This window comes from Oceanisphaera sp. W20_SRM_FM3 (genome assembly GCF_052119705.1).
Lineage (GTDB): Bacteria > Pseudomonadota > Gammaproteobacteria > Enterobacterales > Aeromonadaceae > Oceanimonas.
On record NZ_JBGQOP010000016.1, the window covers coordinates 30,948 to 44,334 of the forward strand.

At 50.5% G+C, this 13,387-nt stretch carries 10 protein-coding genes and 1 pseudogene; 3 read left to right on the forward strand and 8 right to left on the reverse strand.

The genetic code is table 11. The features are described 5' to 3' along the window. Positions 1–63 precede the first annotated feature (63 nt). The gene (locus ACEN2G_RS09860; RefSeq protein ID WP_442021321.1) at positions 64–663 is read left to right on the forward strand and encodes a Maf family protein; all 600 of its coding nucleotides are present in this window, start codon (positions 64–66) and stop codon (positions 661–663) included. A 101-nt stretch (positions 664–764) separates the two neighbouring features. Here ACEN2G_RS09860 and ACEN2G_RS09865 read toward each other — a convergent pair whose 3' ends face one another. Together ACEN2G_RS09865 and rluC are read right to left on the reverse strand one after the other, a co-directional pair. Beyond that, a complete protein-coding gene (locus tag ACEN2G_RS09865; RefSeq protein ID WP_442021322.1) occupies positions 765–1,406 on the reverse strand; it encodes an HAD family hydrolase in 642 nt (213 codons plus the stop codon). Between the two features lie 52 nt (positions 1,407–1,458). After that, positions 1,459–2,421, reverse strand: coding sequence for a 23S rRNA pseudouridine(955/2504/2580) synthase RluC (gene rluC / locus ACEN2G_RS09870; RefSeq protein WP_442021323.1), 963 nt, complete (start codon positions 2,419–2,421; stop codon positions 1,459–1,461). 399 nt (positions 2,422–2,820) lie between these two features. On the opposite strand from rluC, the gene rne reads away from it, so the two are divergent. Beyond that, complete coding sequence (gene rne, locus ACEN2G_RS09875) at positions 2,821–5,979, forward strand: ribonuclease E (RefSeq protein ID WP_442021324.1); 3,159 nt, start codon at positions 2,821–2,823, stop codon at positions 5,977–5,979. A 582-nt stretch (positions 5,980–6,561) separates the two neighbouring features. Then, on the forward strand, positions 6,562–7,512 hold the full coding sequence (locus tag ACEN2G_RS09880) for a formate/nitrite transporter family protein (protein WP_442021325.1): 951 nt from the start codon (positions 6,562–6,564) through the stop codon (positions 7,510–7,512). Between the two features lie 125 nt (positions 7,513–7,637). Here ACEN2G_RS09880 and ACEN2G_RS09885 read toward each other — a convergent pair whose 3' ends face one another. The 6 genes and pseudogenes from ACEN2G_RS09885 to ACEN2G_RS09910 all read right to left on the reverse strand — a co-directional run. Beyond that, positions 7,638–8,597: an alpha/beta hydrolase gene (locus ACEN2G_RS09885; RefSeq protein WP_442021326.1), complete on the reverse strand. Its 960-nt coding sequence runs from the start codon at positions 8,595–8,597 to the stop codon at positions 7,638–7,640. A gap of 139 nt (positions 8,598–8,736) precedes the next feature. Continuing rightward, the gene (locus ACEN2G_RS09890; protein WP_442021327.1) at positions 8,737–9,162 is read right to left on the reverse strand and encodes a low molecular weight protein-tyrosine-phosphatase; all 426 of its coding nucleotides are present in this window, start codon (positions 9,160–9,162) and stop codon (positions 8,737–8,739) included. Positions 9,163–9,323: 161 nt separating this feature from the next. Beyond that, positions 9,324–9,662, reverse strand: coding sequence for a zinc ribbon domain-containing protein YjdM (locus ACEN2G_RS09895; protein ID WP_442021328.1), 339 nt, complete (start codon positions 9,660–9,662; stop codon positions 9,324–9,326). 91 nt (positions 9,663–9,753) lie between these two features. Continuing rightward, positions 9,754–9,999 carry a DUF6868 family protein gene (locus tag ACEN2G_RS09900; RefSeq protein WP_442021329.1) on the reverse strand — a complete coding sequence of 82 codons (246 nt, stop codon included), beginning with the start codon at positions 9,997–9,999 and terminating at the stop codon, positions 9,754–9,756. Positions 10,000–10,256: 257 nt separating this feature from the next. Beyond that, positions 10,257–10,751 carry a low molecular weight protein-tyrosine-phosphatase gene (locus ACEN2G_RS09905; RefSeq protein ID WP_442021330.1) on the reverse strand — a complete coding sequence of 165 codons (495 nt, stop codon included), beginning with the start codon at positions 10,749–10,751 and terminating at the stop codon, positions 10,257–10,259. A gap of 595 nt (positions 10,752–11,346) precedes the next feature. Further along, positions 11,347–13,386, reverse strand: a pseudogene (locus ACEN2G_RS09910) (AsmA family protein); the annotation flags it as partial. Position 13,387: the final 1 nt, after the last annotated feature.

Here is a 13,387-nt window from a genome sequence, read left to right on the forward strand (position 1 = left end):
GCACCGCGTCCGTTACAACATGCTAAACTGTTGCACCTGTTCCTTATGATGACTTAGCCATTCATGCTATCAGCCCAGCCGTCACTTATTCTTGCTTCTTCCTCCGTCTATCGCCAGCAAGTATTACAAAAACTGCAACTCGACTTTAGCTGTCACAGCCCAGAGATAGATGAAACCGCTCGGCCCAATGAGACTGCCGAGGCGTTAGTACTGCGCTTAGCCGAACAAAAAGCCCGTGCACTGAGTCACCTTTATCCCCGCAGCCTGATCATTGGCTCAGATCAAGTGTGTGTTAACTCCGTAGCCATGAGCCAAATCTTGGGCAAACCACACACCTTAGCCAACGCCCGCGCACAATTACTGGCCGCCAGTGGCCAACGCCTGACCTTTTATACTGGCTTAGCCGTTTATAACGTGGCACAGGATCAAATGCGCTCATTGGTAGAACCCTTCACTGTGGTGTTTCGCACTCTTACGAGCGCCCAAATCGATCGCTACTTGGAACGGGAGCCGGCACTGGACTGCGCCGGCGCCTTTAAATGCGAAGGCTTAGGCATCAGCTTATTTGAGTCAATGGAAGGCCGCGACCCCAACGCCTTAGTCGGCCTGCCGTTAATAGCGCTGGTCGATTTATTAAGCGCGTTTGGCGTGCAAGCACCTTGATTTATCGTGAGGCGTGAATCGTCAGGTGTGAGGTGAAAAAGCACCGAACGTTCAGATATTCGGTTTACTCTTCACTCTTTACCCCTCACTCTTCACTACTCTTAAACCCAATCTCGTAATTGACGAATATCGTCGATCAGCGCGAGCGGTTGATGCACGTTTAACTTTGCCGCATCGTGCACCCCATAGGTTACGCCGATACGCGGCATGCCAATGGCTCGGGCCATTTCAAGGTCATAGCTCGAATCCCCCACCATCACAGCTTCTGTGGGACAGACATTCAGCTCGGCTAAAATCTGCTCCAGCATTAACGGGTGCGGTTTAGATATCGCCTGATCGGCACCACGCAACGCGTGAAAATACCCACCTAATTGAGTATCGGCCAAGACGCTGTCTAATCCGGCTCTTTGCTTACCCGTGGCCACGGCTAACTGATAGCCACAGTTATGTAATCCCTTAATCGTATCGGCGGCACCAATAAACAGCGGTGCTGGAGTTTGATTAAGCTCCATATAATGACGGCGATAGGCTGCCAGTAAATTAGCCGATTGCGCATCACTCATAGTGCCAAACAAAATGGGAAACGCCTTATATAAGCTAAGGCCAATAATATCGCGTACCGCATCAGCACTTGGTATCGGCAACGCACAGTCCTGCGCCGTGGCTTGCATGCTAGACACAATGCGCGCCACCGAATCCATCAAGGTGCCATCCCAATCGAAGATGACTAACTTAAAGTTCATATATAGCAAACCCTCATTTAGCCGCTTTATTTAGAGACCTTATTTAGAGACCTTATTTAGAAACTTTGGCCAAGCGCGTTAATAACCGCTCTAAGCTAGGCTCTAATGGCGCCTCTACTGTCATCTGCTCTTCACGCACTGGGTGAAAGAAGCGCAACCGACAAGCATGCAAAAATAAACGTTTTAGGCCTAACTTGCCCATTTGTTCATCAAACTGGGCATCACCGTATTTAGTATCACCGGCAATGGGGTGCCCCGCATGCAAGGTATGCACACGAATTTGGTGAGTACGCCCGGTAATGGGGCTACATTCCACGAGCGTGGCTTGGGTAAACTGCTGCAGGATCTTAAAGCGCGTTTCCGACGGTTTACCTTCTTTGGTATCCACCTTCACCACGCGATCGCCCGAGGGCATCTCAAATTTTCTTAATGGTGCCTGCACGGCTCGCTGCTTAGCCGGCCACTCACCACACACCAAAGCTAAATAATGTTTATCTATGGTTTTTTCACGCAACTGCTCATGCAAGTTGCGTAACATGCTACGCTTTTTAGCCACTAACAATAAACCTGAGGTGTCGCGGTCGAGTCTGTGCACTAATTCTAAAAATCGCGCTTGGGGGCGCAGCGCACGCAGGCCTTCAATTAAGCCATAACTCAGGCCACTGCCGCCGTGCACGGCAAGCCCTGAGGGTTTATTGATAACGATGAGTGCATCGTCTTCATAGACGATGGCCGCTTCTAAGGGCTGCACTTCTTTGAGCTTATCGTTCGGCACCGGATCTTCGCGTTCCGCCAAACGCACCGGCGGGATGCGCACTATGTCACCGGCCTGGAGTTTGTATTCGGGTTTAATGCGTTTTTTATTAACTCTGACCTCACCTTTGCGCACAATGCGATAAATCATGCTTTTAGGTACGCCCTTGAGCGCGGTGCGTAAAAAGTTGTCGATGCGCTGCCCTTCATATTCCGCATCTATGGTGAGCAGTTGTACGCTATGTTGCTGTTCTGGTTTCATGGTCTACATTCTATCATTGGCAAGTGTGATTTGGCGCTAAAAAGGCGTCTTGCTAAGGTTACAGTTAAAGTGTGATAATGGCTCAGAATTTTGTGTCGGCCAGTTGTTGCTAGCGATGATTATCTAGCCATTTTTATCAAACCATGTTTATCCAACATGAATTGTTCAACACTGGGTGATACGCCCCGAACACCCCTTACTATCCGTTTTATTCGCGACCTTTGGGCTCTCCCTTACCCGTGAAAAACACCTGAAAAAGCGCCTCAAGCGTACCCAGCCGGGAGGCTGTATCTTTTACGCTAACAGACTCGAGGCCGGTGTTCGTCGGAATAACGCGGTTAGGCTAGGGAAAATACCAACACTGTAAAAAACAGTAAAAACTTTATAAAAGAGTCATTAATGAAAAGAATGCTAATCAACGCCACTCAAGAAGAAGAGTTGCGTGTAGCCCTCGTAGATGGGCAAAAACTCTACGATCTGGATATTGAAAGCCCAGGCCATGAACAAAAAAAAGCCAACATCTATAAAGGTAAAATTACCCGCGTAGAGCCCAGCCTAGAAGCGGCGTTTGTTGATTACGGTGCAGATCGTCACGGTTTCTTACCGTTAAAAGAAATTGCGCGTAACTACTTCCCTGCCGGATACAGCTACCAAGGCCGTCCCAATATCAAAGAAGTGGTTAAAGAAGGCCAAGAAGTCATAGTGCAGATTGATAAAGAAGAACGTGGCAATAAAGGCGCCGCGCTCACGACCTTTATCAGCCTTGCCGGCTCTTATTTGGTGCTGATGCCGAATAATCCTCGTGCGGGCGGTATTTCTCGCCGTATCGAAGGTGACGAGCGCACCGAGCTAAAAGAAGCACTGTCGCAACTTGCCCTGCCCGATGGCATGGGCCTGATTGTACGCACCGCAGGTGTGGGCAAATCGGCAGAAGAGCTAGAGTGGGACTTGCGCGTACTGCAAGGTCACTGGAAAGCGATTCAAGAAGCCTCCGAAGGCGGCGCGGCACCTTTCTTAATTCACCAAGAAAGTAACGTCATTGTGCGCGCCATTCGCGACTACTTGCGCCGAGACATTGGCGAAATCGTCATCGATAACCCAGTGGTGTATGAGCGCGCGCGCAAACACATAGAGCTGGTTCGCCCCGACTCCTTGAAAATCGTCAAGCTGTACGACGGCGACGTGCCCATGTTCAGCCACTATCAGATTGAAAGCCAAATTGAGTCGGCCTTTCAGCGCGAAGTGCGTCTGCCTTCTGGCGGCAGTATCGTTATCGACCCGACCGAAGCCTTAACCAGTATCGATATCAACTCGTCTCGCGCCACCAAAGGCAGCGATATCGAAGAAACGGCATTGAGAACCAACCTAGAAGCGGCCGAAGAAATCGCCCGCCAGTTACGCCTGCGTGACTTAGGTGGCTTGGTGGTGATCGACTTTATCGACATGACGCCGGTACGCCATCAGCGTGATGTCGAAAACTGCCTGCGCGACGCCGTGCGCCAAGACCGTGCGCGCATCCAGTTAGGCCGTATTTCTCGCTTTGGCTTGCTGGAAATGTCGCGTCAGCGCCTGCGTCCTTCATTGGGCGAGTCCAGCACCCACGTGTGCCCTCGCTGTTTAGGCCAAGGCACCATTCGTGATAACGAATCCTTAGCTCTCGCCATCTTGCGCCTGATTGAAGAAGAAGCCCTGAAAGACAACACCGGGCAAATTCACGGCCAAGTACCGGTAGACGTCGCCGCTTATCTGTTGAACGAAAAGCGCAAGTCCATCGCCGGTCTTGAGCAGCGTTATAATGTTGAAATTTACATTATTCCGAATGAACGATTGGAAACCCCGCATTTTAGTGTGGAACGCGTGCGCAGCGGCGAAGAAGAAGCCGTGACTAGCTACAGCCTTAAAACTGCCGTACCTAAGTCCACTTATACGCCGCGAGACAGCCAGTCTAGCCCGCGTATTGAGCAGCCTGCCTTGCAAGGCTTTACGGCTCCAACCCAAGCCACACCTAGCGTGGTTGCTACTCCTGCTCCTGCAGCCACGTCGGCTCCTGCAGCTAGTACTGTAGCTGTAGTCGCGACAGGTGAAACGGGACCAAGCCTTGTCAGCCGCGTTTGTGCCGCCATTGGTAACTGGTTTAAAGGCGATACCGCAACCCAAGCGGCTCCTACTCCAGCACCTAGCCGCCCTGCTACCGGCAGTAATGCCAGCAACAATAACAACGGCGAGCGTAACCAGAGCCGCAATAACAATCGCTCCGGCGAACGTCGTGATCGCAACGCCAGTAACGACCGTAATGATCGCAACGACCGTTCACAGCGTAATACCCGTAATAGCAATGCTCGTAGACCTCGTGATGAAGAACGTAATATCGCCTCACAAACCGAGTCTAAAGCGCCGGTCACCACCGCCGCCGTGCAAGATGAGAATAAAAATGAGCGCCCACGTCGTGAACGCAGAAAGCCACGCCGTGAGCATCCACAAGCCACAGCTCAGCTGAATGACGGTGATGCAGCCGTTGTCGCCAACGATGCCGTAACTGCAACTCCGGCCGCAGCCACGACAGCTGCCCCGGCGACTGAGTCTCAAGAGCAGAACTTGGCCGAACGTCGTCAGCGCCGCCAGCAAAGAAAACAAGTGCGCATTGGCGGTGAAGAGGAACAAGCAACCACCACTGAGACTAATGTTCAGCCGCCAGCAGCAGCTAGCGCGGATGACAACAGCAAAGAGCACCATAAACGCAGTGCCATGCCAAAGCGCAAGCGTATGAACGAAGACAGCCGTCGTCGTCGTCGCGAAGACAGCATAGCCGCGTTAATTGCCGCTCAAGGTGAAGACAAGTGGGTAGCGACTGAAGAAGCACTGGCCGCAGCACAACCGCGAAAGCTAGAGCCCAAAGCTGCACCGGAATCCGTCACGCAGCCAGCCGTTGAGCCTGCCGCAGTGACGCAGCCAGTAGCTGAGCCAAAGGCAGTCGAGCCTGTGGCCGAGAAAGCAAGCGTTGAACCTGCCGTTGCTGAACCCTCTGTTGCTGAACAGGCAGTAGTTGAACAAACAGTAGTTGAACAAGCAGTGGTTAAACAAGCCGTTGCTGAGCAAAAAGCGCTTGAGCCAGCTGTGACCAAACAGCCTGTTGTTCATGCTGAGCCGGTTCAAATTAAACCAATCAAAGCGGAGCCTGATGCCCAAGTAACAGTAGCACCTAACGCTAAACCGGCCATTGCGCAGCAAGCTGAGCCAAAGGTTACCGTTGCGCCTGTAGTGACAGAGAATGTAGTGACAGAGTCGGCTCCTGCCCCACAGCCAGCTGCCGTTACTGAGGCTGTAACTAACCCTGCGCCTGCCGCTAGAACTGCGCCAAAGGCTGACGGTCTATACCGCGGCTCACGCCAAGTTTCGTCACCCATGGTTAAGCCAGAAGAGGTAGCCCAAGCGCCTTACGTAAAGCCTGAGTATCCACAACTTAAACGTGAGGCGGTGGCCACCAGTGGTCGTCATGCAGGCAGCACGGCGGCACAAAACACCGCATCGGCCCCCATGGCGAAACCTGAAAGTCATTAATCACGACTGACCGCAATTACAAAAGGCTCCTCAGGGAGCCTTTTTATTTAGCTGGGATTTAGATATGCCTTAATTTTGTGGTTCCTCAACACGCACACTGCGTCTCTAATACCAATCTGGAAAACTAACTGATCTATTTAGCTATCTTGTAAAGGTCGAACGAAGGGGCTACTCCACCGACACGCTGAACCGCATCCCTGCGACGCTCAGCACATGACGTCCTGTCATGTGATGGTCGCTTGAGTAGAACCCTTCATCCGCCCCTGTGCTGTGGCGTCGCCTGTGGGAACGCTCTGCAGACAACTCGGTGCTTAAGGAGAAGGCAACAGAGTTCGGCTCCCACGACCGTGAAATGCCAAGGAAGGCATTTCCCGAGCCCCCATGGATGGGTTTATGGCGTGTCGCGGGAGGTGATTCTGTTGCCTTTCGTTCCGAGCTTTAAAATCGATCATATTTTTACTTAGACTGGTATAAAAACACTTTTATAGTCTGGGTTGTTGAATATCATTCCCGAAAACGTCATCTTTAAGCAACACTGTCTTTAGTAACAGGGTTATTTATGGTCAATTAGAGGGCCGCTAAATGGATGAGCGCAACGCAGACCCAATAGATGCCGCACACAATGCGGCTAAAGCAGCAACGGACGCCAGAGATGAAGCAGATGAGCAAGAAACGCGCGCCAAGAACAAAGAGCGTGAAGCTCGTGAGCGAACCCCTACCTCTAGCGAGAAATCATTAACTCGCAAAGAACGCGCTTCTGTTGCAGAGCACAGTAATCTCTCCGCATTAACTGTCTACTCCATCATACTGCGCGAGGGAGAAAATGAGCTGAAAAGGCCCAATACTTCGCTTTGGTGGTCTGGCGTAGCGGCGGGCATCGGCATCTCAACCTCAGTGCTTGTTGAGGGCATTCTGCGCGCTAATCTGGGTTCAGAGCACCCTTATCTAACACTTTTAGAAAGCCTAGGTTACACCTTTGGCTTTGTGCTGGTTATTTTATGCCGCCTACAGTTATTTACTGAAAACACCATTACCGTAGTACTGCCGGTGTTAGCCGAGCCCACACGCACACGTTTCTATTGTGTCGCGCGCCTGTGGGGAATTGTGTTGATGGCTAATTTAGTGGGCACTTTCTTAACTGCCGCCCTCAGCGTTTACGGCGGTATCCTGACAGCTGAAACCTTAACCGCAATATTAGCTATCTCACGCCACGTGGCAGAATTGACACCGCCAGAGGCATTTTTGCAGGCAATACCTTCCGGCTTTTTAATAGCAGCCTTAGTGTGGATGCTACCTTCGGCAAAGGGCTCTGAGGTGTTGGTGATTATAATGTTTACCTGGCTAATCGCAGCCGGTGGTTTTACACACGTGATTGCCGGTTCAAATGAAATTTTTACGCTGGTGCTCAACGGTGAAATAACCCTGTTTAGCGGCTTGGTTTATCATATATTTCCGGTACTTATCGGCAATATCTTAGGTGGGACCGGCTTGTTTGCCATGCTGGCCTATGGCCAAGTTCATGAAGAAATGTAATATCGGGCGCAGCTATGTCTTGTAGCCGTCAGCTGTTTGTATGCAGTGAGCTTCGGCGAGCCAACTTCTCGTATCCATGCTGGGCGTGGTATTTTTATTGCGCTGATCGCGGCCCGAAGGGCTTTTTATCTCGTGTCTACGCGCTTTAGAAATTCACCAATATGCTCAAACGCTTGTTCTGCCTCGAGCAAAGGGGGCGTAAAAATATGCCACACATGCACCATATCTGCCCAAGTTTCTATTTCTACGATTGAGCCCGCCGCCTGCGCTTTGGCTGCGTATTGTTGGGCGCTGTCTAGCAACGCCTCCGACTCACTCACTTGGATCAAAGTGGGCGGAAGATGATGAAGATCACCGCGCAAAGGTGACACTAACGGGTTACTCGGCAAGGCGCGCATCGTTAATGCCAAGCCGCACCATAATATGGGCGCAGGTATCCACGCCAATCTCTTAATAATGGGCCCTAACATGGCATCGGCGTCTAAGTTAGCAGGGTTGCGCAAGGAGCTGAGCATCAGATCCGTAGTCGGCGACAAGGCAAGCGCCGCATCCGGTGCGGTCAATCCTTGATCACGTATCCAAGCAATCAAAGCCAGCGTGTGGCTGCCGCCAGCCGAGTCACCGGCAATCACCATAAACTTTGCCGCTGATGGACCGTCAGGCCCGTTATCCCGTAACCAGCAGTAAGCGTGCTGACAGTCAATAACACCGTCCAGATAGCTGTGCTCCGGCAATAATCGGTAATCAATGGCGAACACACAGGCTCTGGCTAGTCTCGACAATCGGTCGGTAATAGCACGGTGGCTTTTAGGGCTGCCGGCACTCCAGCCTCCGCCGTGTATGTAAAGCATTCGACGACTCGAGATAGCGCCAGGTGCCAACACCCACTCCCCTCGTGGCTCACCATTGGTCACAGGACGGATCTGCGAAGCTAAGACCATACCATCGCTTAAACTGTCCATCACCCGCCGATAAAAGGCGATACGTCCCCGTACGGGCAAACCTTCGGCCTCGCTGTGTATCTCATTAATCTTCGCCAGTACTAACTCACGAGCAGCACCGCTTGACGTAGGGATTTTCGACACTGCACTAGACTCCGCACTTTGCTGACCCCGCATCTGCTGCACGACAGCCAACAGGACGCGTAAGCGTAAGCAGAAATGATGAGCTCAGGGGCTCCCAGCACTCAGCTATCACAGTGCTTAAGGAGCTAACGCGCTTTCATCACCCGCGTAATTGTGCCAACAGGCCATCACAAGCTGACTCGATAAGGTCTAATACCTGCTCGAAACCTTGCTCACCACCGTAATAAGGATCTGGCACTTCTTGCTTGATCTCTTGTTCAACATTGGCATTAAAACTGAGCAGTAGCTTAATTTTATATTGATGCTCGGCTGGGCACAGCGCCTTAAGATCCGCTAGATTGCTGCAGTCTGCCGCCAAGATCAGATCAAACGCCACAAAGTCACTGGCTTTAACTTGGCGAGAATGAATGCCGCTAAAGTCATACCCACGGCGCTCCCCAGCCGCCCTAGAGCGCGCATCGGGTGTTGCGCCTGCATGGCCGCCATAGGTGCCTGCAGAATCCACTGTTAGTGTAACGCCTGCTCTTTGCGCACGCTGGCGCAGCTCAACCGTTAACACCATCATCAAATAAAAGAGCTACTTATTTTCATAAGTAGCTCTTAGCCTTCACCGTAAAGAGATAAATAACATCACTCTTTAATTGTCTGTTTATTAGGCAGTTCTTTTAATGATGCACGCAAACCTATGATTAATCATTACCCTGCCCCGCTAAACAGATAACCGCTTCAAGATTTTTTCACAAATTTGGCCGTTACCATCATTTCACCGGCACCGTCCACCTTGCAGTCTAGCTCGTGATCTTTGCCTTCCACTATGCGTCTGATCACCGCTTTGGTGCCAATTTTTAGCACCAGAGAACTGCCTTTTACCTTAAGGTCTTTGGCCAGCGTTATCTTGTCACCTTCTTCCAATAAAGTGCCGTTGGCATCATGTGCGGTGAGCGTCTGGTCTTCAATAGCCGCGTGTGACGGATCCCATTCATACGCACATTCGGGGCAAATTAGGTGCGCTTGATCTTGGTAAACGTACTCAGACTGGCATTTTGGGCAGGGTGGTAATGACATAAGCGCTTTCTTCTTATAAATAATGGAACCGATAGCATAACGCCTGAATGGAGTCAGGCAATAACCTTGTGAGACTCTATAGCTGAGCCTATTAAGTGATGATTTTCAGCGCAATATAGGGGGCAAGATTCAATACCAGAATAGCTATCTTGTATTGGCCAAGGTACTGAAAATAGGCTCGGCCAAGATCCTGTTTATTCAAAGCAAACAACCGAGCATGCATGCTGGTGATAGGCTCGCGCATCACCAGCAGTATCAGGGTGGAGAACAACAGCACGCACATGTTAATAACCAACGACCAACCCAAAAATGCCGTGAATAACTCTATCGTCATCATAATAGCCACCTGTCTATTTTTAGGCGCGCGCGACCAAATGAAGCTCGCATTCGCCTTGGATCTCTGCCGATTCGTCTACAACCAAAGCATAGGAGCAAAGATCACGGGCAGCCATTATTCACATAATGATGTGCCATCCATACTCTGCGATGGCACTATTATCGCACTATGCTGATATTCAAGCCTGTTTGGGCCTCGCTTTGGTAGCCGAGCCCGCTCCCTCTCTAAGCGGTATTACGCATTTATTCTAAAACCGATCACTGAGTGTATTGCGCTAACAAGCCATCACAAGCTGACTCAATCAAGTCGAGCACCTGCTCGAAGCCTTGCTCTCCGCCGTAATAAGGGTCAGGTATTTCTTGTTTGGCGTCTTGTGTGGCATCGTTATTAAAACTTAACAGCAGCTTAATTTTATATTGATGCTCGGCTGGGCACAGCGCCTGAAGATCTACTAGATTGCTGCGGTCTGCCGCCAAGATCAGATCAAACGCCACAAAGTCACTGGCTTTAACTTGGCGAGAATGAATGCCGCTAAAGTCATACCCACGGCGCTCCCCTGCCGCCCTAGAGCGCGCATCGGGTGTCGCGCCAGCATGGCCGCCATAGGTGCCTGCAGAATCAACGGTTAGTGCAACGCCCGCTCTTTGCGCGCGCTGGCGCAGCACTGCCTCTGCCGTCGGTGAGCGACAAATATTACCTAAACACACCGCCAATACACGGGGGCTTTGCTTGTTAAGCACGCTTTGATCCATGGTTACATTCCTATATTAAGATTAACGGGCTAACCTAGGGCTTTATTGCAATGATTTAGTACACCTCTATTACAATGATTTAGGCCTCCTTTTGCAGAAGACGTTTTTAAAATCAATAACTTGAGGAGGTTTTGGCGTTAGCCATGCATGCATTGCGGGAATAGGCGTCGTTAGGGCGCTGAATATGTAGGCTATCAATGATTAGCTGGTGAGGGGGGTCACCTCACCAGCCACTGTTTGTTACGGGAGTATTTTCAGTTTTCCTGATTACGTATGAACCTCAGCCATAATGCACCCTGTTTCGGTTTGTTCTTTGTAGCTGCCCAATTTATTCGGCAGGCCAGCTCTGCTGGCTGTTACTGAGGTTTAGATTTAAACCAAAACACCAAACCGGGCCGAATAAATTGGCCCCTACAAGGTCAAAATACCAAACTGAGCCTCATATTCTTTACCGAAGAGGCGGAACCTACCTGTAACATATTGAATTCATTGGTGCTGAGTTCACTGAAACATGGCTGAGCTTTGTGGGTAATCAGGTCAGTTTTAATCTTTAATTGTATTTTTAATCGTTAACTGTTAACCACTCACCAATAAATTATAAGCCTAACTTATCCAATAACCCCGGTAACTTATCGCCGAGCTTTTGGTTGAGCTTATCACCGAGTTTATCGCCCAGCTTCTCTTCGAGCTTGCGCTTGAAACGCTCGGCCTCTTTGTCGGCTTTTTCACTTAAATACACATCAAACACTTGTTGTAAATCTAAGCGGTATTGCGGGTCTTTATAGGAGCCGCTAATACGGATAGGCAAAAGGATATTTTTTAGCTCGTCCAGCTCTTCACCGTCTTGGCCCTTAATACTGCCGACGATAGCGGTATTTAACAGGACATCCAGCGACTCGTCGGCAAGCTTAGTATTACCTTGGCCGTCGATGCGCAGTAAGGGCGAGGCCAAGTACAGATTGTCTGTGCTCACCACGCCTTTTTTAATGGCGAAATCTGCTGTCAGGGCGCTAAAGTCGGTTTTTTCGACGTCTTCTTTTGCCGGTAACGGCAAGCCTTTTATTTGGGCGTGCGCACGGCGAATAAGCGCGGCGATATTCACGCCTTCTACGGCACCGTCTGCCACGCTGATATTAGCGGTGCCGGTGAGGTCCTTTTGCAATTGCTCGACGCTAAAGCCTGCCCCTTTTACATCCACGTTGATATCCGCACGGCCTTGAATGTAGTCGAGCTTGGTGGCGGCACTCAGTAGCGCATCGGCATTTACGCCAGTCAGTACATTGTTCATGCTAAAACGAGTGGGATCAGCGGTAAAGTCGAGCTTGATGTCGGCGTCCACTTGGCCTTCATACAACTGGGCTTGCAGCGGCTTAAACTCAAGCTTGCCTTGCGTCGATTTAATATGCACATCCAACTGATCAAGCTCTATGCCCTGCACTGTCACCTTATCGGCTTTCAAGTCGCCCTCTAGGTTAATACCTTGCAATAAAGAACCGCTGGCATCACTGGGCTTGGCTTTCGACAAGGTGCCCGGCACAGATGCGGTTGCCGTTTTTGTCTCTTGGCTGGCTACTTTAGCTTGGTTTGCTGTGTCTTTGTTCTTGGCTTTATTCTCTACCTTGGGTTGGCCTTTAGTCGGTGGCGTAACGCTGCGCCATTCTGCTTGCAGCGCGTCCACGTTTAACGAGTCAGTGTGCAAGTTAAAGCTCAGTTCAGGCAGCGCAAGGTGATTAACCATCAGCTGACCGGTTACCTTAAGCTCACCCGTCTCCAAGTTAAGCTCGGTAAACTCCGCCAGTTTTTTATCCAAGTCGTAGGCTAATTGCCCCTGTAACTTAAGCTGCTTATTGCCTGGTATGGCGCGGCCGGTGGCGCTAGCTTCAAAATTAAGGTTGCTTAACAGCAGGCGATTAAGCTCAGGCGCTAACCAAAAATCACCGTTCAGCAGAATATTGCCTTGCAGATCGTCGCTAAAGAGGTTGCCGGACAAGCTCAAAGGCACGGTTTTATCAGGTGCAAAATCGTCCAATTTAACGTTAACGCGGGTCAGTCGAGTGAGCTTGCCCTTGGCCTGATTTTGCATCACCACTTCGGCATCTTGTACATTCACACCTGCCAAGCTAAAGCTCATCGGCTCTTTGGCGCTGTTCGCCTCTGAGCTCTCATCGCTACCGGAATTAGGGGACGCAGAATCAGTTTCACTGTTGCCACTGGCGCTATTATCAGACTGTTTTGCCGCCAACTCGCGTAGGTCATCAATGTTTGTCACGCCATCATTACGGGTAATTAACTGCAGACGCGCCTTATTTAATACCGCTTCACCGACTTCTAATCGATTGTTAAACAGCGGCTTTAGCGCCACATCTAAGCTGAGCTCGCCAATCGATAAGGTATTACCGCCCTCAAAGCCCGGTGGGTTTAATAAGGCGGTGTCGGTCACGGTAAAACCAATGGAGGGGAAAAAACGCCAGCTTAAATCACCATTAATCACTAAGGTGCGGCCCGTTTTTTCTTTGGTTTGTTCAATCAATACTCGCTTCACGCGGTCGGTATCTACCACCTGCGTTAATATGACACCTGCGAGCAAGATCAAAAGTAATAAGGCTCCCAGTCCATAGAGTAGCTTTTTCATGCAT

Bases quoted from the DNA above. Each gene is read 5' to 3' on its own strand.
- ACEN2G_RS09860 (WP_442021321.1), top strand. From the start codon at position 64: ATGCTATCAGCCCAGCCGTCACTTATTCTTGCTTCTTCCTCCGTCTAT.
- ACEN2G_RS09865 (WP_442021322.1), bottom strand. From the start codon at position 1,406: ATGAACTTTAAGTTAGTCATCTTCGATTGGGATGGCACCTTGATGGAT.
- rluC (WP_442021323.1), bottom strand. From the start codon at position 2,421: ATGAAACCAGAACAGCAACATAGCGTACAACTGCTCACCATAGATGCG.
- rne (WP_442021324.1), top strand. From the start codon at position 2,821: ATGAAAAGAATGCTAATCAACGCCACTCAAGAAGAAGAGTTGCGTGTA.
- ACEN2G_RS09880 (WP_442021325.1), top strand. From the start codon at position 6,562: ATGGATGAGCGCAACGCAGACCCAATAGATGCCGCACACAATGCGGCT.
- ACEN2G_RS09890 (WP_442021327.1), bottom strand. From the start codon at position 9,162: ATGATGGTGTTAACGGTTGAGCTGCGCCAGCGTGCGCAAAGAGCAGGC.
- ACEN2G_RS09895 (WP_442021328.1), bottom strand. From the start codon at position 9,662: ATGTCATTACCACCCTGCCCAAAATGCCAGTCTGAGTACGTTTACCAA.
- ACEN2G_RS09900 (WP_442021329.1), bottom strand. From the start codon at position 9,999: ATGATGACGATAGAGTTATTCACGGCATTTTTGGGTTGGTCGTTGGTT.
- ACEN2G_RS09905 (WP_442021330.1), bottom strand. From the start codon at position 10,751: ATGGATCAAAGCGTGCTTAACAAGCAAAGCCCCCGTGTATTGGCGGTG.